Annotated in this window: 20 protein-coding genes and 1 pseudogene; 11 read left to right on the forward strand and 10 right to left on the reverse strand. The window is 69.4% G+C overall.

The annotated features are described in order from the left end of the window. Positions 1-92 precede the first annotated feature (92 nt). From AB0H62_RS11665 to purD, 5 genes are all read right to left on the reverse strand, one after another. The gene (locus AB0H62_RS11665) at positions 93-851 is read right to left on the reverse strand and encodes an ESX secretion-associated protein EspG (protein ID WP_360585711.1); all 759 of its coding nucleotides are present in this window, start codon (positions 849-851) and stop codon (positions 93-95) included. Next, entirely contained in the window at positions 848-2431 is a 1584-nt protein-coding gene (locus tag AB0H62_RS11670) for a hypothetical protein (RefSeq protein ID WP_360585713.1), read from the reverse strand. The genes AB0H62_RS11665 and AB0H62_RS11670 overlap by 4 nt, the downstream gene beginning before the upstream one ends. 8 nt (positions 2432-2439) lie before the next feature. Beyond that, a complete protein-coding gene (locus tag AB0H62_RS11675) occupies positions 2440-3051 on the reverse strand; it encodes a DUF3558 domain-containing protein (RefSeq protein WP_255638546.1) in 612 nt (203 codons plus the stop codon). Further along, a complete protein-coding gene (locus AB0H62_RS11680) occupies positions 3032-3421 on the reverse strand; it encodes a PE domain-containing protein (RefSeq protein ID WP_220245152.1) in 390 nt (129 codons plus the stop codon). Before AB0H62_RS11680 ends, AB0H62_RS11675 begins: the two co-directional genes overlap by 20 nt. 88 nt (positions 3422-3509) lie before the next feature. Beyond that, the gene (gene purD, locus AB0H62_RS11685) at positions 3510-4775 is read right to left on the reverse strand and encodes a phosphoribosylamine--glycine ligase (protein ID WP_360585716.1); all 1266 of its coding nucleotides are present in this window, start codon (positions 4773-4775) and stop codon (positions 3510-3512) included. A gap of 219 nt (positions 4776-4994) precedes the next feature. Between purD and AB0H62_RS11690 the strand changes: the two genes are divergently transcribed. The 6 genes and pseudogenes from AB0H62_RS11690 to AB0H62_RS11715 all read left to right on the forward strand — a co-directional run bounded on the left by AB0H62_RS11690 (position 4995) and on the right by AB0H62_RS11715 (position 11549). Continuing rightward, on the forward strand, positions 4995-6125 hold the full coding sequence (locus tag AB0H62_RS11690) for a glycerophosphodiester phosphodiesterase (RefSeq protein ID WP_360585718.1): 1131 nt from the start codon (positions 4995-4997) through the stop codon (positions 6123-6125). A gap of 95 nt (positions 6126-6220) precedes the next feature. Next, on the forward strand, positions 6221-7207 hold the full coding sequence (locus tag AB0H62_RS11695) for a serine hydrolase domain-containing protein (protein ID WP_360585720.1): 987 nt from the start codon (positions 6221-6223) through the stop codon (positions 7205-7207). A gap of 75 nt (positions 7208-7282) precedes the next feature. Then, entirely contained in the window at positions 7283-8827 is a 1545-nt protein-coding gene (locus AB0H62_RS11700) for an amino acid permease (RefSeq protein ID WP_360585722.1), read from the forward strand. Between the two features lie 122 nt (positions 8828-8949). Next, on the forward strand, positions 8950-9399 hold the full coding sequence (locus AB0H62_RS11705) for a hypothetical protein (protein WP_360585724.1): 450 nt from the start codon (positions 8950-8952) through the stop codon (positions 9397-9399). A gap of 176 nt (positions 9400-9575) precedes the next feature. After that, positions 9576-9740: pseudogene (locus tag AB0H62_RS11710) on the forward strand (alpha/beta hydrolase); the annotation flags it as partial. A 168-nt stretch (positions 9741-9908) separates the two neighbouring features. Continuing rightward, on the forward strand, positions 9909-11549 hold the full coding sequence (locus AB0H62_RS11715; RefSeq protein ID WP_360586001.1) for a Na+/H+ antiporter: 1641 nt from the start codon (positions 9909-9911) through the stop codon (positions 11547-11549). Positions 11550-11593: 44 nt separating this feature from the next. Here AB0H62_RS11715 and AB0H62_RS11720 read toward each other — a convergent pair whose 3' ends face one another. Next, positions 11594-12880: an adenylosuccinate synthase gene (locus tag AB0H62_RS11720; protein ID WP_220245160.1), complete on the reverse strand. Its 1287-nt coding sequence runs from the start codon at positions 12878-12880 to the stop codon at positions 11594-11596. Positions 12881-12954: 74 nt separating this feature from the next. On the opposite strand from AB0H62_RS11720, the gene AB0H62_RS11725 reads away from it, so the two are divergent. The 5 genes from AB0H62_RS11725 (at position 12955) to AB0H62_RS11745 (ending at position 16334) form a co-directional block, all read left to right on the forward strand. Beyond that, on the forward strand, positions 12955-13626 hold the full coding sequence (locus AB0H62_RS11725; RefSeq protein ID WP_255638547.1) for a hypothetical protein: 672 nt from the start codon (positions 12955-12957) through the stop codon (positions 13624-13626). Positions 13627-13773: 147 nt separating this feature from the next. Beyond that, complete coding sequence (locus AB0H62_RS11730; RefSeq protein ID WP_360585727.1) at positions 13774-14412, forward strand: HNH endonuclease family protein; 639 nt, start codon at positions 13774-13776, stop codon at positions 14410-14412. Positions 14413-14519: 107 nt separating this feature from the next. Further along, a complete protein-coding gene (locus AB0H62_RS11735; protein WP_360585729.1) occupies positions 14520-14732 on the forward strand; it encodes a hypothetical protein in 213 nt (70 codons plus the stop codon). A gap of 697 nt (positions 14733-15429) precedes the next feature. Beyond that, complete coding sequence (locus AB0H62_RS11740) at positions 15430-15903, forward strand: MarR family transcriptional regulator (protein WP_266118251.1); 474 nt, start codon at positions 15430-15432, stop codon at positions 15901-15903. Then, positions 15900-16334, forward strand: a complete 435-nt coding sequence (locus AB0H62_RS11745) for an SRPBCC family protein (protein WP_220245164.1) — start codon at positions 15900-15902, stop codon at positions 16332-16334. Before AB0H62_RS11740 ends, AB0H62_RS11745 begins: the two co-directional genes overlap by 4 nt. Before the next feature lies 1 nt (position 16335). Here the strand turns inward: AB0H62_RS11745 and AB0H62_RS11750 are convergent, their stop codons facing one another. The 4 genes from AB0H62_RS11750 to AB0H62_RS11765 form a co-directional block, all read right to left on the reverse strand. Further along, entirely contained in the window at positions 16336-18162 is a 1827-nt protein-coding gene (locus AB0H62_RS11750; RefSeq protein ID WP_360585732.1) for a GAF domain-containing protein, read from the reverse strand. Between the two features lie 51 nt (positions 18163-18213). After that, on the reverse strand, positions 18214-19455 hold the full coding sequence (locus tag AB0H62_RS11755) for a bifunctional 3,4-dihydroxy-2-butanone-4-phosphate synthase/GTP cyclohydrolase II (RefSeq protein ID WP_360585734.1): 1242 nt from the start codon (positions 19453-19455) through the stop codon (positions 18214-18216). Then, positions 19455-19940, reverse strand: a complete 486-nt coding sequence (locus AB0H62_RS11760) for a flavin reductase family protein (RefSeq protein ID WP_360585736.1) — start codon at positions 19938-19940, stop codon at positions 19455-19457. Before AB0H62_RS11760 ends, AB0H62_RS11755 begins: the two co-directional genes overlap by 1 nt. 87 nt (positions 19941-20027) lie before the next feature. Further along, the gene (locus tag AB0H62_RS11765) at positions 20028-21116 is read right to left on the reverse strand and encodes an LLM class flavin-dependent oxidoreductase (RefSeq protein WP_220245167.1); all 1089 of its coding nucleotides are present in this window, start codon (positions 21114-21116) and stop codon (positions 20028-20030) included. Positions 21117-21194 lie beyond the last annotated feature (78 nt).

Below are 21194 nucleotides of genomic sequence, written 5' to 3' on the forward strand. Positions count from 1 at the left end.
ATGACCAGGTCGGTTCCCGGCCCACTTTAAGACCTCGGCCGCACTCCCGGTACGGATCTTCGACGAATCCACCCCGGCGTGCCAGGAACGGTTCACAAACCCGCCTGCAGCTCGTGCACCCGCTCCACAAGCACCGCGTTGTCCGCCGGCGTGACCGTGGCCCACGTGTGGCCGTCGGAGTCGTCGGTGAGCTGGAAGAGGTAGCGGCCCGCGTCGGTGTCGAAGAAGGCCGTGGGGTGGGGCGAGCGGCGGATAGTGCCGTCGCGGAGGGTGCGTTCGGCGGTGAACTGGCCGCGGGCTTCCTGGCCGAGCAGCATGCCGGCGAGCTCCTGGGCTTCCCACAGGGCGAGGCCGTGGTCCTCCAGCACCGTGACCAGGGCTTTCGGGTCGCCGCCGGCTTTGGTGTCGGCGGCGACCAGGGTCGCGTGGGGCACGGACACGCTCTGGCCGACGCCTTCGGACAGCTCCCCGGCGACGGGCACGGCGGCTTCGGCCAGCGCGCCCTCGTCGGCGGGGATGAGCCAGACCTCGTCGCGGTCGACGACGGCGAGCACGGCCTGGCTGCCGCGGCTGACGGCGCGCCCGTGGATCTCGCGGTCGGCCCAGACCCAGACGTCGAGGGCGTACTGCGGGCGTGACAGCAGGTGCAGCTGGTCGAACAGCTCGCCCGACGCGCGGCGCCCGCGCGCGAGGCGGCGGCGCGAAAGTCCCTCCCATACCTGTTCGATCAACGCAGCGCGTTCGGAATGGGTGCGGCCCGGTGAGGGCACGCCGAGCGCGGCCGGGCGGCGGCCCAGCTCGAGCGACTCCCACAGGACGTCGAACTCGAGCGTCGAGAGGACGAGGTTCACGCGTCGTCGCCGATCACGTCGTCGGAGACCAGGCGGGGGTCGGTGAAGAGGTCCTTGTCGTCGACGCCGAAGCGGCGCACGTGGTCCGCGTCGTCCTCGTTCTGCGTGGCCGCGGGGGCGAGGAACTTCGCGTCGCCCGAGGGCTGCTTGGGCTCGATCTGCTCGGTCTTGCGGAGCGCGATCGCCTCTTCCTCCGGCAACTCCACCGGAAGCGGACGCACGGGGCCCTTCGATGGTGCACCACCGAAACCCCGGCCCTGCCGTTCGCGATCGCCGGCCAGCGCACCGCCGGCCACGCCCGCGCCGAGCGCCGCGGCACCCGCGCCGAGCTCACCGGCCGACGCACCCGGCCGCGGCGGCGCGGCGGGACCGCCGACGCTCTCCTCCGGCACGACGGGTGACTGCGGACCACTGCCGACCATCCGGCCCCGGCTCAACGCCGGGTCGCCACCACCGGTCCCGCCGCCAGTCCCGCCGGCCGGACCGCGGCCGAGCACAGCGTCAGGCCCGGTCGACGAACCACCCGGCGCAGCACCACCAGAACCAGCACCACCGCCAAAACCAGGGCCGGCACCAGGCCGGCCCTCGAAACCAGCACCGAAACCGGGCCCACCACCCCGAACCGGCCCACCGAACCCGGGCCGTCCAGGCGCCTCCGGCTGACCGCCACCCCGCGGCATTTCCCAACCAGGCGGAGGCGGTGGCGTCGAAGGCCGGCCAGAGACGGGCCGAGAAACAGGCCGACCGGGAGCCGAAGCCGGCGCTGTGTACCCAGCCGACCCACCCGATCCTCCCGAACCGGCCGACCCACCAGCGCGCGGCGGCACCGCGATCCCGTACGCCGGCGTCGGCGGATCCACCGCCACCCGGTTCGCCACGGGCTGCACCACCGACGGATCCACGTGCCGCGACTGCACCGACGCCGAAGCCGGCCGCACGCCACCGTCCGGCGTCACGTCGACCGCCGAACCCGCCAGGTCGAGCACGCTTTTGCGCCCGTCCGGCTGCGTCATCGACAGCGACTGCGGCTGGCTCAACGGCTCCGACGACAGCAGGTTCTCGCCGCTCTGCTGCGCGTACGCGTTCAACGCCTCGAGCGCCTGGCTTCGTGCGTTCTGCGCGGTGTCGACCGCCGTCGCGTGGTCGGTCTCGAAGCCGATGAGGCTCAGCACGGAGTCGCCGAGCGTGTAGCCGCCGGCGCCCTTCATCAGGGTGGCGGGGTCGGGCAGCTTGAACTTGGTGCGGTTGAAGGCCTCGCCCTGGGCGAAGAGCAGCTCGGCGGTGTTCGACACCTTCCGCATGGCGTCCTGGGAGAACCCGGCCTGGTCGGTGAACACCTGCCCGGCCGCACCGCCCGCCTGGCTCTGCCACTCGACGCCGAGCTGCGTCAGCTGCGTGCGCAGCGCCTGGTCGGTCTCGGCGAGCGCGGTCGCGACGGCCTTCAGCGCGTCCACGGCCGTGCCGATGCTGCCGATGCCGTCGCCGTCGGAGAACTTCCGGATCTCGTCCGCGAGGGACGTGTCCGTCCACCCGTCGAAGCGCTGGTCGCGGATCTTGCCCGCGAGGTCGGAGATCTCCACGCGCCCTCCTAGGTCCGTGTCTTGAGGTACTGCAGCGCGAGGTCGGCCGCCTGCGTCGCCTGATCGCACAGCTGCTGCTGGGTGAACGCGCCGGCGGTGACCGCAAACGCTTGCGCCGCCAGCGTCTGGCCCTTCGCGACGCCGACGAGCGCCTCGCAGTCCGACGGCGTGCCGGCCGCGCGGTAGTTCGTGAGCGCCGGGTAGCCCTCGACCGCGAACGGCGCCGTGGTCATGCTGTTCTTCCGCCGCGCGCCGGTGAGCCACTCCTGCAGGTCGGCGGTGACGGTGCGCAGGTGGTACGCGTGGAACGGCTCGGTCTTGTCCGCGTCGAACACGCACGTGGGGCCGTCCTGCGGATCCGCGGCCTTGCGCGGCACGGCGTTGACCTGCAGCTCGTCGAGCTGCGCCTGGCCCAGCAGGTCGCACGGGTCCACGCCGGTGAGCGAGAGGTCGGCCGGGCGCGACGGCAACTGGGAAGCCTTCGCTGCCTGCGAAGCCGAGCTCACCGCGGTCTGCACCGGCACAGCCGTGCCGGCATCGCCGGACGAACACCCGGCCACGCCGAGCGCGAGCACCGCGGCCGCGCTGAAAGACAGAGCGCTAGTGGATGCCGTGCGCACCACGGTCCCCGAACGCCGCGGCCTTGTCGTCCTCGCTCGCCTGGTACGTCTGCGCCGCGCCCCGCAGCTGTTCGCCGAGGCGGCGCAGGTTGGCGACGTACGCCCGCGCTTCGGCCGCGTAGGAGTGATCACCTTCCGCGACGATCATGTTCCACGCCGCCACGGAGTTCACGCTCACCGCGTCGGCCGAGGGCGTGTCGATGCGCAGCTCGCCCAGGCGGGTGAGCAGCTTGTCCTCGAGCGCGTTGGCCTGCTCGTCGACGGCCTTCGCCACGTCCAGCAGCTTCTCCGGCGCCACGATGAGGTCCGCGACGCCGGGCGCGGCCGGGACGGACGACGCCAAGTCGGACAGCGGACTGCTTCCCGCCATAACGCTCCCCCTCGGTGATGTCTACGGACAGTGACCGTTCGGCCCCGCTACGAGGCTACCAACCGCCGGGTGATCGGGAAGCGAAAACTCAGGCGTTCACCGGCATGGTGATGTCACCGTTGGCCGCTTTGAGCGCGATGTCGGTGCGGTGGTGCGAGCCCGCGAGGTGCACGCGCTCCACCGTCTCGTACGCGTGCTTGCGCGCCGACTTGAGCGACTTGCCCGTGCCGACCACGGACAACACGCGCCCGCCCGCCGACACCACGGCGCCGTCCTCGCGCCGCCGCGTGCCCGCGTGGAGCACGCCTTCGAACTCGCCGCCGGTGATCACGTCGCCGGTGCGCGGCTTGCCGGGGTAGCCGTCGGCCGCGATCACGACCGTCACGGCCGCGCCGCCCGACCACTCCAGCGGCGGCTGCTGCGCGAGCTTGCCGGTCGCCGTCGCGTGCATCAGGCCGGCCAGCGGCGTGCGCAGCAGCGCCAGCACGACCTGGGTCTCCGGGTCGCCGAAGCGGCAGTTGAACTCGATGACCTGCGGGCCCTCGGACGTCAGCGCGAGGCCGGCGTAGAGCAGGCCGGAGAAGGTGGCGCCGCGCGCGTCGAGCTCGTCGACCACGGGCTGCACGATGCGGGCGACCACGTCGTCCACCAGGTCTTCCGGGGCCCACGGCAGCGGGGCGTACGCGCCCATGCCGCCGGTGTTCGGGCCCGCGTCGTCGTCGCCGACGCGCTTGAAGTCCTGCGCGGGCAGCAGCGGGACCACGGTGCGGCCGTCGACGAAGCAGAACAGCGAGGCCTCCGGGCCGTCCAGAAAGGACTCCAGGAGGACGGGGTGGCCACCGTCGAGGAGCATCAGGGCGTGCTTGCGCGCGACCTCGACGTCCTGCGTGACGACCACGCCCTTGCCGGCCGCGAGGCCGTCGTCCTTCACGACCCAGGTGGGGCCGAAGCGCTGCAGCGCGGCGTCGAGGCGCGCCGGCGTGTCCACGACCTCGCTGCGCGCGGTGGGGACGTTCGCGGCGGCCATCACGTCCTTGGCGAACGCCTTCGAGCCCTCGATGCGCGCGGCGGTGGCCGACGGTCCGAAGCAGGCGATGCCCGCCTTCCGCACCGCGTCGGCGACGCCCGCGACCAGCGGGACCTCGGGGCCGACCACCACGAGGTCGGCCTTCCACTCACTCGCCAGGGCAGCGACCGCTTCGGGATCAGCCGGTTCGACACCCATCTGCTCGGCGACCGCGGCTGTCCCGGCGTTGCCGGGCGCGCAGGCGAGCGCAGTGACGGCGGGATCGCCGGACACCGCGAGGACAAGTGCATGCTCCCGGGCGCCGGACCCGATTACCAGTACGCGCACGCCGAACAGGGTAACGGGCTCGGGTGGGCGTGGGCATTTCGCCGTCCGCGAGCGGTCTGCGCAGCACTGTCCGAAAGCGGATTCCATGCACCGTTTACCGGCTTGTCAGCCCCTTGTCCGTCCTGTGCCGCCCGCCCGACGCTTGCGGCCGTGAGGGTGGCGCGGTAGTCGTGGCAAACCCGTCGTAAAGGACGGATGCCCGGTAGAGAAAGGTCCTCCATGAAGCGCAAACGCGTGGGTGTGCTCGCCCTGTCCGGACTCGCCCTGCTCGGGGTCGCGAGCCTGGCGATCGGTCCCGCCACGGCGGCCCCGCAGCAGGTGGCGGGCACGGCGGCGCACGGGCACGATGACCCCGTGATCGTCGGACACCGGGGCGCGCCCGGCTACCGCCCGGAGCACACGCTCGCCTCCTACGAACTGGCGTTCCGCATGGGCGTGGACTTCGTCGACGTCGACCTCGTGCCGACCAAGGACGGCCAGCTCGTCGCGCGGCACGAGCCGGAGATCGGCGGCACCACTGACGTCGCGGACCACAAGGAGTTCGCCTCGCGCAAGGCCACCAAGGTCATCGACGGCGTCACGATGACCGGCTGGTTCACCGAGGACTTCACGCTCGCGGAGCTCAAGACGCTGCGCGCGAAGGAGCGGATCCCGGAGAACCGCCCGAACAACCAGCTCTACAACGGCCGCTTCCAGATCGCGACCTACCAGGAGGTCATCGACCTCACGCGGCGGCTCGGCAAGGAGCTGCACCGCACGCTGGGCACCTACCCCGAGGTGAAGCACTCGACGTACTTCAAGTCGATCGGCAACCCGACCGAGCCGAAGCTCGTCGCGTTCCTCAACCGCAACGGCCTCAACCGCTCCGACGCGCCGGTGATCATCCAGTCGTTCGAGGTGACGAACCTCAAGGAGCTGCACAAGCAGGTGCGGGTGCCGCTGCTGCAGCTGACCGAGGCCTCCGGTGCGCCGGCCGACTTCGTGGCCGCCGGTGACAAGCGCACGTACGCCGACATCGTGACGCCGGCCGGTCTGCGTGAGGTCGCGAAGTACGCGAAGTACCTCGGCCCGGACAAGGCGCAGATCATCCCGCGCGACGCTTCGGACAACCTGGGCAAGCCGACCTCGCTGGTCGCCGACGCGCATCGCGTTGGCCTGAAGGTGCAGCCGTACACCTTCCGCAACGAGAACCCGTTCCTGCCGGCGAACCTGCGTTCGTCCGCCAGCCCGACGGCGTTCGGCAACGTGTTCGCGGAGGAGGCGGCGTTCTTCAAGGCCGGCGTGGACGGCTTCTTCGCCGACCAGGCGGACACGGCGCTGGAGTCGCTGCACGATTTCCTGGGTCACTGATTTTTCTTTTGCAGCAAAGCTTTCAGCAGGCCCGTTCACCCGATGGTGGACGGGCCTGCTGTTTTTTGTCGGTACGGGTTCCTAGTGTTGTCGGCATGGTTGTTGGGGAGGAGATCGACCGGTTGGCGCGCGACACCGGGTTTTCCGGCGTCGTGTCCGTCAGCCGAGGCAGCGAGGTGGTGCTCGCGCGTGCGTACGGCTTGGCGCACCGCGGGTACGGCGTACCGAACACAGTGGACACACGGTTCGCGATCGCCAGTGGTACCAAGGGTTTGACGGCTCTTGTCGTGGTGATCTTGATCGTCGAGGGCAAGCTGGCTTTGGGCACTCGAGTGCGCGCCCTGCTGGGCGCGGACTTGCCGTTGATCGACTCTTCGGTCACGGTGGAGCACCTGCTCGCCCACCGCTCGGGCATCGGCGACTACTGCGACGAGGACGCCTTGCCACCGGCGCAACCACAGTCGTTCACGTCGGCGGCGGCGTATTTGCCTGCGCTGGAGGGGTTCCCGCAACGGTTTCCGCCGGGGTCGCAGTTCTGCTACAACAACGGCGGGTTCGCGGTACTGGCTCTCGTGGCGGAACGGGCCGCGGGTGTGCCATTCGCGGATCTGGTTGCTTCGCGTGTCACCGCTCGCGCCGGGATGGCGCACACGTCGTTCCTCCGGTCGGACCAGCTGCCCGGCGATGCGGCCACGGGGTACCTGGAAGACGGGCGCACCAACGTGTTCAGCCTCCCCGCGGTGGGCAGTGGTGATGGCGGGATCTACTCGTCGGCCGGAGATTTCGCCGCGTTCTGGGCCGCGCTGCATGCCGGCCGGATCGCGCCGCCGGAGTGGGTGGCCCGGATGACGGCCGTGGTCAGCGCCGAAACCTCGACCCGCGAACAGCTCCGCTACGGGCTCGGCTTCTGGCTCCCACCCGACGACACCACGGTGATGCTGGAGGGCTACGACTACGGCGTCTCGTTCCGCAGCGTCTCGCGCCCGTCCGACGGCCTGGTGTTCACCGTTGTTTCCAACACTTCCGAGGGTGCGTGGCCGCTGACCAGGTGGCTCGGAGGGCAGTTGGTGGCGGAACCTTGACACCCGTAGACGCGCCGGGCTAGCTTCTCCGGAACTTCAAAGGTCTGTCCACATACCTTTCAGGTGGGGTGCCCGATGGATGTCTCCGACCAGCAGACCGCCGAACCCGACCGCCACGACGAGGACAGCGCCCGGCTGCACGCGCTGGGGTATGCGCAGGAGCTCAAGCGCACGATGTCGTCGTTCTCGAACTTCGCGGTGTCGTTCACGATCATCTCGATCCTGTCCGGATGTCTTACGCTGTACGGCTTCGGCATGAAGACCGGCGGGCCCGTGGCGATGATCTGGGGGTGGCCGCTCGTCGGCCTCTTCGTGATCCTCGTGGGGCTCGGCATGGCGGAGGTGTGCTCCAGCTACCCGACGGCCGGTGGTCTGTACTACTGGGCGGCGAAGCTGGCGACGCGCAACGGGCCGGCGTGGTCGTGGTTCACAGGGTGGTTCAACCTGATCGGCCAGATCGCCGTGACGGCGGGCATCGACTTCGGGGCGGCGCTGTTCCTGAACGCGTTCCTCGACCTGCAGTGGGGCTACTCCGCGACGCCGGGGCACACGATCCTGCTGCTGGCGATCATCCTGGTGGTACACGGGGCGCTCAACACGTTCGGTGTGCGCGTGGTGGCGATCCTCAACAGCGTGAGCGTGTGGTGGCACCTGATCGGGGTGCTGGTGATCGTCGGCGTGCTCGTGTTCGTGCCGGCGAAGCACCAGGAAGCGTCGTTCGTGTTCGGGCACTTCGCCAACGAGACGGGCTGGAGCTCGTCGGTGTACGTGTTCGCGCTCGGGTTGCTGCTGGCGCAGTACACGCTGACCGGCTACGACGCGTCGGCGCACATGACGGAGGAGACCAAGAACGCCGCGAAGGCCGGGCCGCGCGGGATCATCAACTCGATCCTTGTGTCGCTCGTCGCGGGGTGGGTGCTGCTGATCGGGCTCACGTTCGCCATCCAGGACTACGACGGCGCCGTCAACTCGGCCACGGGTGTGCCGCCGGCGCAGATCTTCATCGACGCCACCGGCGCGGTCACGGGCAAGTTCCTGCTGCTGATCTGCATCGGCGCGCAGCTGTTCTGCGGCATGGCCTCGGTGACGGCCAACTCGCGGATGATCTACGCGTTCGCCCGCGACGGCGCCATCCCCGGCTCGAAGATCTGGCACCGCATCAACAAGCGCACGCAGACGCCGACCAACGCCGTGTGGCTCGCGGCAGGCGGCGCGCTGATCCTCGCGCTGCCGTACCTGTGGAGCGCCACGGCGTACGCGGCGGTCACGTCGATCGCGACCGTCGGGCTGTACGTGGCGTACGTGATCCCCGTGTTCCTGCGGGTACGACGCGGCGACAGCTTCGAGAAGGGGCCGTGGAACCTCGGGCGCTGGGGCAAGCCGATCGGCATCGTCGCGACGGCGTGGGTCGTGGTGATCTTCGTGCTGTTCATGCTGCCGCAGGGCTCACCCGTCACGGTCGACTCGTTCAACTACACGCCGATCGCGTTCCTGATCGTGCTCGGCGGCGCGGCCCTGTGGTGGGTCGTGTCGGCGCGCAAGTGGTTCACGGGCCCGAAGGTGCAGGGATCCGCAGCGGAACTGGAAGCCGTCGAACGGGAGCTCAAAGAACTGGGATAGACCCGGTATCAACCCGGGAAAACCATCACCCTCACGATCTCGCGCATCGCCGGCACGAAACACCAACCGCTGGCCATCGGCCCGGGTGGGCCCGGCGGATCCGGCCTCGACCAGCCGAGCGGGTGGTCGACCACGGCCGTCGGGAAGCGGCTGCTGAGCCAGTACGACCTCATCGGCTTCGACGACCGCGGCATCGGCAACTCAACTCCAGTCCTCTGTGGACTGTCCGCGCCGACCGCGCCCCCACCCTCGCCGACCCGTACCCGGCGCCCGGCGGCGACATCGGCACCAACGTCGCCTACGCCCGCCGCGTCGCCGACACCTGTGCGAAGAACGCCGTCGCCTACCTGCCGTACCTCGACACCAAGAGCGTCGCCCAGGACATGGACCGCATCCGCCAAGCCCTGGGCGCGCGGCAGCTGAACTACTACCGCACGTCCTACGGCACCTACCGCGGCGCCGTCTACGCGTCGATGTTCCCGCGAAACACCGGCAAGATCGTGCTCGACAGCAGCACGCTCTGCCGCCGTTCCTCGAGAAGCCGGCGACCTACCCCGTCATCGCTACCCTGATGGCCCTCGGCGACGGCCAGGACCTGCCGTTCGGCACCACCTTCGCCCAGCCGATCCCGGACAACTTCGCCAGCAACCAGTACGCCCTCCTCTGCGGTGACGCGCCCGTCTCCCGCAACCCGGCGTCGTACGCCGCCGTCCGGAAGGAACGCCAGGCCCACACCCTCACCAACGGCATGCCCGCCGACATCTGGCCGTGCGCCTTCTGGCCGCGCGACGCCGTGCACCAGCCCGTGCCCATCACGGCGAACGGCCCGCGCAACGTCCTGATGCTCCAGAACCACGCCGACCCCTCCAGGGCCTACTCCGGCGCCCTGCGGATGCGCGCCGCCCTCGGCCACCGCGCGGAGCTGACCCACGATCGACGACGTCGGCCACGGCGTCGACCTCAGCAACGCGTGCACCGCCGGGCGGCTTACCGAATTCCTCCTCGAAGATCACCTGCCCGGGCGCGACACGACCTGCCCGTGACACCGTCATCCGAGATCAACCTGGGTGGAGATGCGGGCATGGAGACCCTCACGCTGGTCGGAGTCCTCGCCGGCTCGCTCGGCCTGACCGCGCTCGCCCGGCGCTACAACGTGTCGGCGCCGCTGCTGATCGTCGTGGTCGCGCTGGGGGTCGCGCTGATTCCCGGCGTGCCACGGATCGAGCTGGAGCCCGAGCTGATCCTCACGGTGGTGCTGCCGCCGCTGCTCTACTCGACGTCGCTCGACAGCTCGCTCACGCACTTCCGCGCGAACCTGCGCCCGATCATCGGGCTGGGGGTGGTGCTGGTGGTGGTCACGGCCGTGGTCGTCGCGTTCGTGGTGCACCTGCTGCTGCCCGACCTGCCGTGGGCGTCGGCGCTGGTGCTCGGGGCCGTCGTGGCGCCACCGGACGCCGTGACCGCCGTGGCGATCGGGCGCAAGCTCGGCCTGCCGCGCGGGATCATGACCGTGCTGACCGGCGAAAGCCTGGTCAACGACGCCGCCGCGCTCACGCTGTACAAGGTCGCGCTCGCCGCCGTCGCGGGCACGGCCGGGTCGATCGGCCACGGCCTGGGCGTGTTCGCGGTGGCGACGGTGCTGGGTATCGCCGTGGGCCTCGTGGCCGGGTTCGTGGTGGTGTTCATCCGCTCGCGGCTCGAAGACCCGCTGCTGGAGTCGGCGTTCGGAATCATCGTGCCGTTCGCGGCCTACGTGACGGCCGAGCACCTGCACCCGTTCGGCTCGGAGTTCAGCGGCTCGGGCGTGCTCGCCGTGGTCACGGCCGGCCTGTACCTCGGGCAACGGTCGTTGCGCGCGTCCCCGGCCACGCGCATGCAGGACCGGTCCGTGTGGACGTCGATCGACGTGCTGCTCGAAGCGCTGGTGTTCGCGTTGATGGGCCTGCAGCTGCCGTTCGTGCTCGACGGCGCCGACCGCGCGGCGCGCGACAACGGCACCCTCACGATCGTCGCCATCGTGGTGCTGCTGGTGACGATGGCCGTGCGGATCCCCGCGGTGTTCCTGTCGAGCTACCTGCCGAGAACACTGCGGCTGTTCGGCCGCACGCGAGACTCGGCTTCGTGGCAGGCGCTGGCCGTGGTGTCGTGGACCGGGATGCGCGGCGTGGTCACGCTCGCCGCGGCGTCGGCCGTGCCGTTCGGCACGCCGGGGCGCCCGGAGATCCAGCTGTTCGCGTTCACGGTCGCCGTCGGCACGGTGCTGATCCAGGGCCTCACGTTGCCGCCGTTGATCCGCTGGCTCAAGGTGCAGGACCCGGCCGAGGCCGCACGCGACCAGGCCGAGGAGCTGGCCGCGCGGGAAGTCGCGCAGAAGGCGGCGCACGCGCGGTTGAAGGAGATCACGCAGGCGGCGATGTCGAAAGCGGACCTGCCACCGGACCGCATGAAGCGGCTCGAAGAACGTCTGGAACGGCTCGTCGACACCCGCTACCGCTTCGCGCGGGCCGCGATCACGCTGTCCGGCGAGGAACGCAGCGCCAGCCCGCAGGCCAAGTTCGCGCAGGCCCGGCGTGAGCTGCTGATCACCCAGCGCGCGGCGATGATCACGGAGAACCGCGCCGGGCGCCTCGACGACGAGGTGCTGCGCAAGGTCCTCGTCGAGCTGGACCTCGAAGAGCTCTCCGCCACCAACACCCTCACCAACCGGATGGGCATGGGCTGACGGGCGTTCGGTCGAGAACGCCCGTCAGCTCAGCGAAGACTCCGTCAGACGAACTCGTGCCGCACGATCGTCTGCTCGCGACCCGGACCCACGCCGATCGCCGAGATCCGCGCACCCGAGAGCTCCTCGAGACGCTCCACATAGGACCGGGCGTTGGCCGGCAGCTCGTCGAACGTCCGGCAGCTCGAGATGTCCTCGAACCAGCCCGGCAGCTCTTCGTACACCGGCACGGCGTGGTGCACGTCGGTCTGCGTCATCGGCATGTCGTGGGTGCGGCGGCCGTCCACGTCGTAGCCGACGCACACCGGCACCTTCTCCAGGCCCGACAGCACGTCGAGCTTGGTGAGGAAGTAGTCGGTGATCCCGTTGACGCGCACGGCGTAGCGGGCGATCACGGCGTCGAACCAGCCGGTGCGCCGCGAACGGCCGGTGGTCACGCCGAACTCGCCGCCCTGCTTGCGCAGGTACTCGCCGGCCTCGTCGTCGAGCTCCGTCGGGAACGGCCCCGAGCCGACGCGCGTCGTGTAGGCCTTCAGGATGCCCAGCACGGTGGTGATGCGGCCCGGGCCGATGCCCGAACCCGCGCTCGCGCCGCCCGACGTCGGGTTCGACGACGTGACGAACGGGTACGTGCCGTGGTCCACGTCGAGCAGCGTGCCCTGCGAACCCTCCAGCAGCACGGTCTCGCCGCGCTCGAGGGCCTGGTTGAGCTGCAGCCGCGTGTCGGCGATCCGGTGCGCGAACTTCTCGCCGGCGGCGAGCACCTCGTCGGCGACCTGGTTCGCGTCGAGCGCCTTGCGGTTGTAGACCTTCACCAGAACCTGGTTCTTGAACTCCAGGGCGGCTTCGACCTTCTGGCGGAAGATCTTCTCGTCGAGCAGGTCCTGCACGCGGACGCCGACTCGGGCGATCTTGTCCTGGTAGCACGGCCCGATGCCACGGCCGGTGGTGCCGATCTTGCGGCTGCCCAAGTAGCGCTCGGTGACTTTGTCGATGGCCACGTGGTACGGCATGATCAAGTGCGCGTCGGCCGAGATCCGCAGCCCGCTCGTGTCGACGCCGCGTTCCTCCAGACCCGCGAGCTCGTCGAGCAGCACGCCCGGGTCGACCACCACACCGTTGCCGATGACGTTGGTCACCCCCGGCGTGAGGATCCCGGACGGGATGAGGTGGAGGGCGAAGTTCTCGCCGTTGGGAAGGACGACGGTGTGGCCGGCGTTGTTGCCGCCCTGGTACCGGACGACCCACTGCACACGGTCACCGAGCAGGTCGGTCGCCTTGCCCTTGCCTTCGTCCCCCCACTGGGCACCGATCAGCACGATCGCCGGCATGTGACACTCCAGGTGTTCGGCAACAGGGAAAGTGTCCCGATGGGACACGGGGTGGCGCTGGGAAATGCCGGTGCATGACTGTAACGGAGGACGTGCGCGTGCGCGGAATCGTGGTGGCCTGCGGTGATGATCCGCACTCGTTCACGGGCCTCCCGAACGTCTCCATCGTGCGCGTTTCAGCGCTTCCGGGCAAGACGGAAATCGATCCCTTGCTGGGGAAACACGAGCGCCTGATCGTCGCGGGGACCGACGCCGACCTCTCGGCGGTGCTCGTGCGATTGCTGCGTACCGATCGGGTGTCGGGCGTGTCGGTCGGGTTCGTGCCGTCCGAGTCCGGTTCGGCCGTCGCGGCGCTCTGGGGACTGCCCACAGACCCCGTCAAAGCGCTCGAAATCGCCCTCGACGGTTCGGCCTCCGACGTGCCGCTCGTGCGCGATGACACCGGCGGGATCCTGGCCGGGCTCGCCACTCTACGTAACGTCCAGGGTCAGGCGTACTGCGACGAGCACCTGGCGTTCGACGGCGCCGCGGCCGCCGTGGAGGTGTCCTCGGACGAGAACGGCCTGGTCGCGCGGGTGACGCGCGGGAAGCTCGTGAAGCGCACCACGGTGTTCCACGGCCGCGCCTTCCAGCTCGGCTGCCTGCCGACCACTTCGCTCGTGAGCGACGGCGTCGCGCACCCGCGCGAGGTCACCAAGCGGACCTGGTACCGGCACACCGAGGACCTGCGCCTGATCCGCCCGTGACCGGTTTCATCCGATAGTTCTGCGCCAGGTGGCCTAACAGCACTTTCTGTTCACTGAAGGTCTGTTACATGTCACCCGTAAGTGTTGCTTGCGCCACTTCCGTGGTCGAAGGTGAATCAGTCCCACACTCGACACGGAGGCAGCAATATGCCCACAGCGCGTAGTGTCCGAAACTACTTGGCCGTCCTCGTCGGCGTGACGCTGCTCGGCGGCACGATGGTCGGCATCGCCGACGCGACCCCGCCCGGCATCCCGTCGGCCGCGACGGCCAAGAGCGAGCTCGCCGGCCTCACCGTGAAGGCCGACGGCTCACTGACCGGCTACAGCCGCGACAAGTTCCCGCACTGGATCCAGCAGGGGAACAACTGCGACACCCGTGAGGTCGTGCTCAAGCGCGACGGCACGAACGTCGTCACCAACTCCAGCTGCACCGCCACCTCGGGCACGTGGGTCTCGCCCTACGACGGCGCGACCTGGACCGCGGCGTCCGATGTGGACATCGACCACGTCGTGCCGCTGGCCGACGCGTGGCGCACCGGTGCTTCGTCGTGGACCACGGCGCAGCGCCAGGCCTACGCCAACGACCTGTCCGACCCGCAGCTGATCGCCGTGACGGACAACGTCAACCAGCAGAAGGGCGACAAGTCGCCGGACCAGTGGAAGCCGCCGTCCACGGGCTACTGGTGCACCTACGCCCGCATGTGGGTTGCGGTGAAGTCGAAGTTCGACCTCACGGTGAACTCCGCCGAGAAGTCCGCGCTGACGGACATGCTCGGCCGCTGCTGAGGTCTTTGTCGAGGTGTTTCGCGCGGGGCCGGGATCGGTTCTGGGTCTGGGGTTCAACGACCGATCACCCCGGCCCCGCCCCGCGCGGAACCCTACGGACGGTGGTAGTGCGAGCACGTTCTGCCGGCACCGTCACCAACCCGGCCAACTGCGGCGGCTACGTCGACATGCCGCGCCTGCAGTCGACGATCCGCTCGCTCACCGCGAAGTACCCGGACTTCGGCGGCGTCGACGGGTCGGAGTACTTCAACTCTTTGCCGGGCGGCACGGGTGCGCGTTGGCAGTGGGCGCAGCAGGTCGCGCCGGTTGTGAAGGGCTGATCTGGGGGCCGGTCGCTGGTGGCTGTGTCTGGTTTTCGGGTTGTGCCCGAGTAAGTCTGGCTGATCTCCGCGGTTACCCCTACGCCTCGGAGGTCGAGCAGCTTCAAGGACTTCGGCTTCGGCTTCACTCGCGCCGACCCCACGGGCTTCCGCTTCGCCACGCGGTGGTTGATGGTGCTCGGCCCCCCGGTCTTTCCCGTCGCCTCGGCGAAGGCCGGTCCGACTTCTGGGGCCCATACGCCAGTTCGTGGCCCACCCGCTGGCACATCAAGGGCCGTGCAGGGCCTGCACTTGGGCGAGATGGCGCGGACGCACGCCTTCTGCTGGCTGATGCCCCTGGCGTGCTCGGGGCTGATGCTCCTGGAACTCTCGCAGGCCGACTACTTGCCCATCTGGCACACCCTGGCGACCACCTTCGCCTGGCCCCTCGCGGCAATCTACGCGGCGGCCAAGGTGCTGGAGTACTACCGGAAACACTGGGGCCCTCCGTGTGAGGTGGGGTGGCGGGGTTGCCACCGCGGCCGGCCAGCTATGCGGAGCACCACAGGAGCGGCCTGATCAATCAGCGCCCGGTGAACAAGCTGTCCCGCCCGGCCGCGGATCGTGCAGTCCTCCCAGCGCCCTTGACGCCGGAGCCACACAGGCGTGTAATTGGTGTCACGACATACATGTCACAACACCGAACGAAGGAGGCCAAGTGCGAAGGGCCGAGCAACTCCGCTACCTCATCCTCGCGGCACAGCGGGAAGGGAACCGACAGCTGACAGTGCGGCTGGGGGAGATCGGGGTGACGCCGGCGCAGTCGGAGGTGTTGCGGATCCTCGCGGGGCACGGGCCGATGGCGTTGCGGGAGCTCGGGGAGATGCTCGTGTGCGACACCGGGGCGAGTCCGAGCCGGATCGTGGACAGGTTGGTGGGGGCGGGGCTCGTGGAGCGGGCCGCGAGTGAGCGGGATCGGCGGCAGGTGCGGTTGGAGCTCACCAAAACGGGGCGCGACAAGGCTGAGCGCGTCGCCGAGATCGAGGATCAGCTGTACGACCAGCTCGACAGGGCGGCCAAAGGAACTGACGTCGAAGCGTTTCTCGAGTTCCTCAAGAAGTTTACCCAGGAATCACCGGCAGGGCGAGCGTTCGAGAACCGCCTTGCCGCCGAAGGAAGGAAAACGAAATGACTTTCGAGCTAACCATAAATATAAACGCATCACCCAAAGAGGTATTCGAGTTCGTAGCTGATTTCACGACCATGCCGCAGTGGTATTCAGCTGTGCAGCGGGTCGACCGGACAGGAGAGAACACAGGGATCGGGACACGCTACGAGGTCCACCGGAACCTGCCCGGAGGGCCTGCCCGAAACGAGGTGGAAATAACCGAACTCACCCCCGAAAAGGAAGTCACGTTCACGTCGCTCAGCGGCCCGACTCCGTTCGTCTACCGCTACAAAGTCGAGCCCGCACAGAACAGGACCAAGCTCACCCTGGAAGGAACCATCAGCGGAGCCGGACTCCCCGGCCCGGCCGCGCTACTCGGGCCCCTGGCCGAAAAGCTGTTCAAACGAGGAATGCAAGACAACCTCGGCACCCTCGCCAAAATCCTGCAAAAATAACTCACCAGCCGGCCAGATCCAAGATCTGAAAAGCGATCCGCGACTGCAGCAGACAATCCAGCGCACCCGGATCCTGCCCGATGAGTTTCCCGATCTTCCCCAGCCGGTACCGGATCGTGTTCTCGTGCACGCCCAGCTCCAACGCCGTGCCCTGAACGCGCCCCTCCGCGGCCACAAAAGCCCGCCACGTCTCCAGCAACGACGAGTCCGCCTCCCGCAACGGGCGGATCGTCTCGTGCGCGAACTGCACGGCCTCCTTCACCCGCCCGCTGGACGCGACGAGCCGGAACAACCCCAGCTCAGTCACCGTCACCACGCCGCCGGACCAGCCGAACGACGTGGCCAGCTCATCGATCTCCCGCAATTCCCTGTGCGCCAAAGGGAAATCTTCCGGCGAACGGCACACCCCCGAGATCACCGCGGTCCGCACCCGCAGGCGTGGGCCCACAGCCAAGCGCACCTCGTCGACGGCGGCGCGCAAGTCCCGAGGTTCGGAGCCGTCGGGCAGCGAAAGCAACGCCACCACCGCGCCCGGCAAACTCACCGCGGCAGGTTCCGACACCGACAAAACCGTGGCCAGAGAACGGATCACCAGCTTCCGCCCCACCGAAACACTCACGTTCTGGCTCGCGTTGTCCAACGCGAACCGCACCAGCACGTGCGGCTGAGCCAGATTCACCCCGAACTGCGGACCCCGCCGTGCCAGCTGCTCGGCATCGCGGGTGCGGTGCAGCAAATCCGACAGGAAGTCCTCCCGTGCCTGCCCCTCCGCCTCCGCCTGGCGCCGTTCGGACAGCACCTGCAACGACAGCACCGTCGCCCCGTGTTCGGCGAGCTTCGTGTCCAGCTCCTCCAGCCCGCGCCCGACCTCGACGATCCCGAGGTACCCGCTGGGCTGACCCTCGATGATCAGCCGGCACATCAGGTGCCGGCGCCCGACCCACACGGCGGGCGTCGGCGGCACGATCGTCGACGGGCAGCTCGCGCTGAGTGACGCCAGCGCCTGCTTCACCGACGGCAGCTCGCGGATTCGCTGAGCCAGCTCCGGCGGCTGAGTCATCTTCAACCCCGCAGGTGCGGACCACGCCAGCACCTGGAAATCCTCGTTGTACAGCACCACGGGCTTCGCCGAGAGCTCACCGAGCAGCGTCACCACGGTCTGGATGCTCGCGCCGTCGAGCACGGCGTTGGTCAGCTTCTGGTGCACGTCCGCCAGATAGGCCAAGGTGTTCTTCTGCCGCACGACCTCGGCGGCCTTGTTCTTCAGGTGCGCGTTCAGCATGGCCTGCCGCAGGAACAACGCGCCCAGCCGGGCGAACAGCTCCGCGAGCGCCACGTCTTCGTCGGCGTACACGTGGTCCTTCTGCACGTTGTCGACGAAGATCAGGCCGATCACCTTGCCGTCGAACACGAGCGGCACGCCGAGCATCGCGCGCACGTGCCAGTGCTCCATGGTGCGGCGGTGCGGGCGCGGGTCGCGCGGCACGTCGGAGATCAGCACGGGCGCGGCGGACTCGATGACCTCGCGGCTGAACCGGTCGCCCCGGATGCCGGCCTCCTGCGCCTGCACGGCGGCCGAGATGTCGCCCTCGCTCTCGCAGTAGCCGGCGGCGCCGCGGAACCGGCCGTCACCGTCGCGCAGGTACACCGAACAGCGCGTGACACCCAGCAGGTGGCACAGCTGCTTGCCGAGCAGGCCCAGCAGATCCTCGAGCCGCGTGGTGGTGATGGCCTCGGTCGTGATCTCGCTGAACGCGGCGATGACCTCACGCTCACGGTGCGACGGGTCCACGGGGCGCGCCAGGGACCGAACCGAAGCATCGCGCATGGGATCCGCCTTCACCGTTGAAATCCGGACTCCGTCTGAGGGTGCCTTACCTCACCCGCTCCCGTCCATGCCCGAAGCGAGTACGCCCAGGTCATGGCCCATGCGCTCCTGCTTGGTCCGCAGGTAACGCACGTTGTGTGGCGTCTGCGTCACGGGCAGGCGCACCCGCCCGACGATGTCGAGCGCGTAGCCCTCGAGCCCGCCGTACTTGGCCGGGTTGTTCGTGATGAGCCGCATCCGGCGGACGCCGAGGTCGGTCAGGATCCGGGCCCCGATGCCGTAGCTGCGCGAATCGACCGGCAGGCCTTGCGCGAGGTTGGCCTCGACGGTGTCCAGACCCTGCTCCTGCAGCGCGTACGCGTGGATCTTGTGCGCCAGCCCGATCCCGCGGCCCTCGTGGCCACGCAGGTAGATGACCGCCCCGGCGCCCTCGGCGGCGATCTCCCGCAGCGCGTACTCCAGCTGTGCGCCGCAGTCGCATCGCAGCGAGCCCAGGATGTCGCCGGTGAGGCATTCGCTGTGCACCCTGACCAGGGCACCGGCAGACGACTGCCCGGCCGCCGCGACGTCGCCGCGCACCAACGCGAGGTGCTCCGTGCCGTCGAGCACGGACCGGTACGCGACCGCGCGGAAGTCACCGAACGCCGTCGGCATGGCCGCGCTCGCCACGGGCTCCACCAGGCGTTCCGTCGCCCCGCGGTAGCGCACGAGGTCGGCGATCCGCAGCAACGGCAGGTCGAACCGCCGAGCGAACTCCTCCACCGCGGTGCCGCGCAACATCGACCCGTCGTCGGCCACGAGCTCGCTGATCACGCCGACGTCACCCGCGCCGGCCATCGCCAGCAGGTCGACGGCCGCCTCCGTGTGCCCGGCCCGCACCAGCACGCCGCCTTCGCGCGCCCGCAGCGGGAACACGTGGCCGGGCCGGCGCAGCTCACCGGGTTTCGTGGCCGGGTCCGCCAGCGCCCGCACGGTCGTGGTCCGGTCCGCGGCCGACACGCCCGTGCCGCTCGCCAGGTGGTCGACGCTCACCGTGAACGCCGTGCCGTGCGCGTCGGTGTTGTCCGCGACCATCTGCCGCAGCCGCAACGCGTCCGCGCGCTCGCCGGGCATCGGCGCGCAGACGATGCCCGTGGTGTGCCGCACGAGGAACGCCATCTGCTCAGCGGTCATCGTCCGCGCGGCACCGACGAGGTCACCCTCGTTCTCGCGGTCGGCGTCGTCGACGACCACGACCAGCCGGCCCTGCGCCAACGCCGCGACGGCGTGCTGCACTTGCTCGCCGGGCGCCATCAGTCGTCTGTCCGCGTGTGGGTGCCGAAGGTGCGCGCGTGGTAGGTCAACGGCGCGAGCGGCCGCGAGTCTGCCGCCTCCACCAGGCCGAGCGCGACCACGTGGTCACCACCTTCGATGAACTTCTCGACGGTGCACGCCACCCAGCCGGACGAGCCCGCGAGCCGCGGCAGGTCGTCCTCGAGCTCCCAGGTGACGCCGTCGAACTTGGCCATTCCCTTGCGGGCGAAGCGTTTCGCGAGCTTCGCCTGGCGGCTTTCCAACACGTTCAACCCGAAGCGCCCGGCTCGCCGCACCACCGTCAGCAGGTCCGACGTGCGGTCGAGCGACACGAGCACCATCGGCGGGTCCATCGAGAGCGACGCGAACGCGCTCACCGTCGTGCCGTGCGGCCGCGTGCCGTCGAGGGCGGTCACCACCGAAACCGGGGTGCACACGCCCGACATCACTTCGCGGAACTGCTCGGCGAATGCCGGTCTGGTCACGGTTTCCATCCAGCTCCAGTCCGAAAGCCCGAAGGTCCGAAAAGCGATCAGCCGTGGCCCGGGCGGAACCCGGGCCACGGCCCGGCCTCACACCCCCGCGGGCGCGCGCGAGGACATCTTGTGCAGCTGCGGCACCACCTTCTCGCCGAACAGCCGCATGCTCGCCTCCGCCTTGTCCAGCGGCAGGCCGCCGAAGCAGAACGCGGCGTTGGCCATCAACTCGCCGCCCTGCGCGCGCCGAGCGGCGTACTTCTCCACGATCTCCTCGGGTGTGCCCCAGATGTTCGCGTCGACGTACGCGCTCGCCGCCGTTTCCATGCCCGCCTCGCGGATCATGTCGGCGCCGGCCTGGTAGGCCTCGTAGCCCTTCGTCTCACGCCAGTGCGAGCCGGCGAAGTCGTAGTGCTTGATCACCGACAGGAAGTAGCGCGAGATGTGCTCGTGCGCGATGCGTTTCGCCTCTTCAGGGTCTTCGTGGCAGTACACGAAGTCCTGGATCAGCGGCGCGCCCGGCTCGGTGCCGTGCTTCTCGCGGTGCAGGCCGCGCCAGCGGTCGATCGCCTCGAGGTGCTGGGCGAAGTCGTACTGCATGAACGTCATCATCTGCGCGCCCAGCTCCGCGACGGCCGGGATCGAGTCGGGCGACATCGCGACGCCGAAGATCCGGCCTTCCCACGAGTGCCCGGCCAGTCCGGGGCGGACGGTGACGCGCGGCTGCTTGTAATACTTGCCGTCGTTCTCGACATACCCGTTCTGCAGCCCGCGGATGATCATCGCGGCGGCCTCGTCGAAGCGCTCGCGCGACTCGTTCATGTCGACGCGGAAGCCCTCGTACTCCATCTTCGCCAGGCCGCGGCCCATGCCGAGCAGCAGGCGCCCGTTGGACATGTGGTCGAGCATGATGGCCTTCTCCACCACGCGGAGCGGGTCGTTCCAGGGCAGGATGACCGCGCCCGTGCCGAGCTTGATCTTCGACGTGCGCCCGGCGAGATAGGCCATGATCTGGAGGTTGTCCGGGCACATCGAGTAGTCGTCGAAGTGGTGCTCGGCCGACCAGACGGAGTCGAAGCCGTACTGCTCGCCCAGCACGCCCATCTCGAGCTCGCGCGTGAAGACCTCGTGGTCGCTGACGTCCTCGAACCAGTTCTGGAAGACCAGCAGCATTCCGACGTCCATGGGTGGTTCTCCTTCTTCGTGGGGTGGTCGGTGTTCTCCGTCTACGGGTGGGGCGTGCCCTGGTTCGTTTTCCGACGC

It is taken from the genome of Amycolatopsis sp. NPDC050768 (genome assembly GCF_040654155.1).
In the GTDB taxonomy this organism is placed as follows: domain Bacteria; phylum Actinomycetota; class Actinomycetes; order Mycobacteriales; family Pseudonocardiaceae; genus Amycolatopsis.

What these genes read in the sequence shown, in the direction of transcription:
- AB0H62_RS11755 (WP_360585734.1), bottom strand. Translation starts at nt 19,455, where the DNA reads ATGGCGCCCGGCGAGCAAGTGCAGCACGCCGTCGCGGCGTTGGCGCAG.
- AB0H62_RS11720 (WP_220245160.1), bottom strand. Translation starts at nt 12,880, where the DNA reads ATGCCGGCGATCGTGCTGATCGGTGCCCAGTGGGGGGACGAAGGCAAG.
- AB0H62_RS11750 (WP_360585732.1), bottom strand. Translation starts at nt 18,162, where the DNA reads ATGCGCGATGCTTCGGTTCGGTCCCTGGCGCGCCCCGTGGACCCGTCG.
- AB0H62_RS11680 (WP_220245152.1), bottom strand. Translation starts at nt 3,421, where the DNA reads ATGGCGGGAAGCAGTCCGCTGTCCGACTTGGCGTCGTCCGTCCCGGCC.
- AB0H62_RS11690 (WP_360585718.1), top strand. Translation starts at nt 4,995, where the DNA reads ATGAAGCGCAAACGCGTGGGTGTGCTCGCCCTGTCCGGACTCGCCCTG.
- AB0H62_RS11700 (WP_360585722.1), top strand. Translation starts at nt 7,283, where the DNA reads ATGGATGTCTCCGACCAGCAGACCGCCGAACCCGACCGCCACGACGAG.
- AB0H62_RS11765 (WP_220245167.1), bottom strand. Translation starts at nt 21,116, where the DNA reads ATGGACGTCGGAATGCTGCTGGTCTTCCAGAACTGGTTCGAGGACGTC.
- AB0H62_RS11745 (WP_220245164.1), top strand. Translation starts at nt 15,900, where the DNA reads ATGACTTTCGAGCTAACCATAAATATAAACGCATCACCCAAAGAGGTA.
- AB0H62_RS11730 (WP_360585727.1), top strand. Translation starts at nt 13,774, where the DNA reads ATGCCCACAGCGCGTAGTGTCCGAAACTACTTGGCCGTCCTCGTCGGC.
- AB0H62_RS11725 (WP_255638547.1), top strand. Translation starts at nt 12,955, where the DNA reads ATGACTGTAACGGAGGACGTGCGCGTGCGCGGAATCGTGGTGGCCTGC.
- AB0H62_RS11695 (WP_360585720.1), top strand. Translation starts at nt 6,221, where the DNA reads ATGGTTGTTGGGGAGGAGATCGACCGGTTGGCGCGCGACACCGGGTTT.
- AB0H62_RS11715 (WP_360586001.1), top strand. Translation starts at nt 9,909, where the DNA reads ATGGAGACCCTCACGCTGGTCGGAGTCCTCGCCGGCTCGCTCGGCCTG.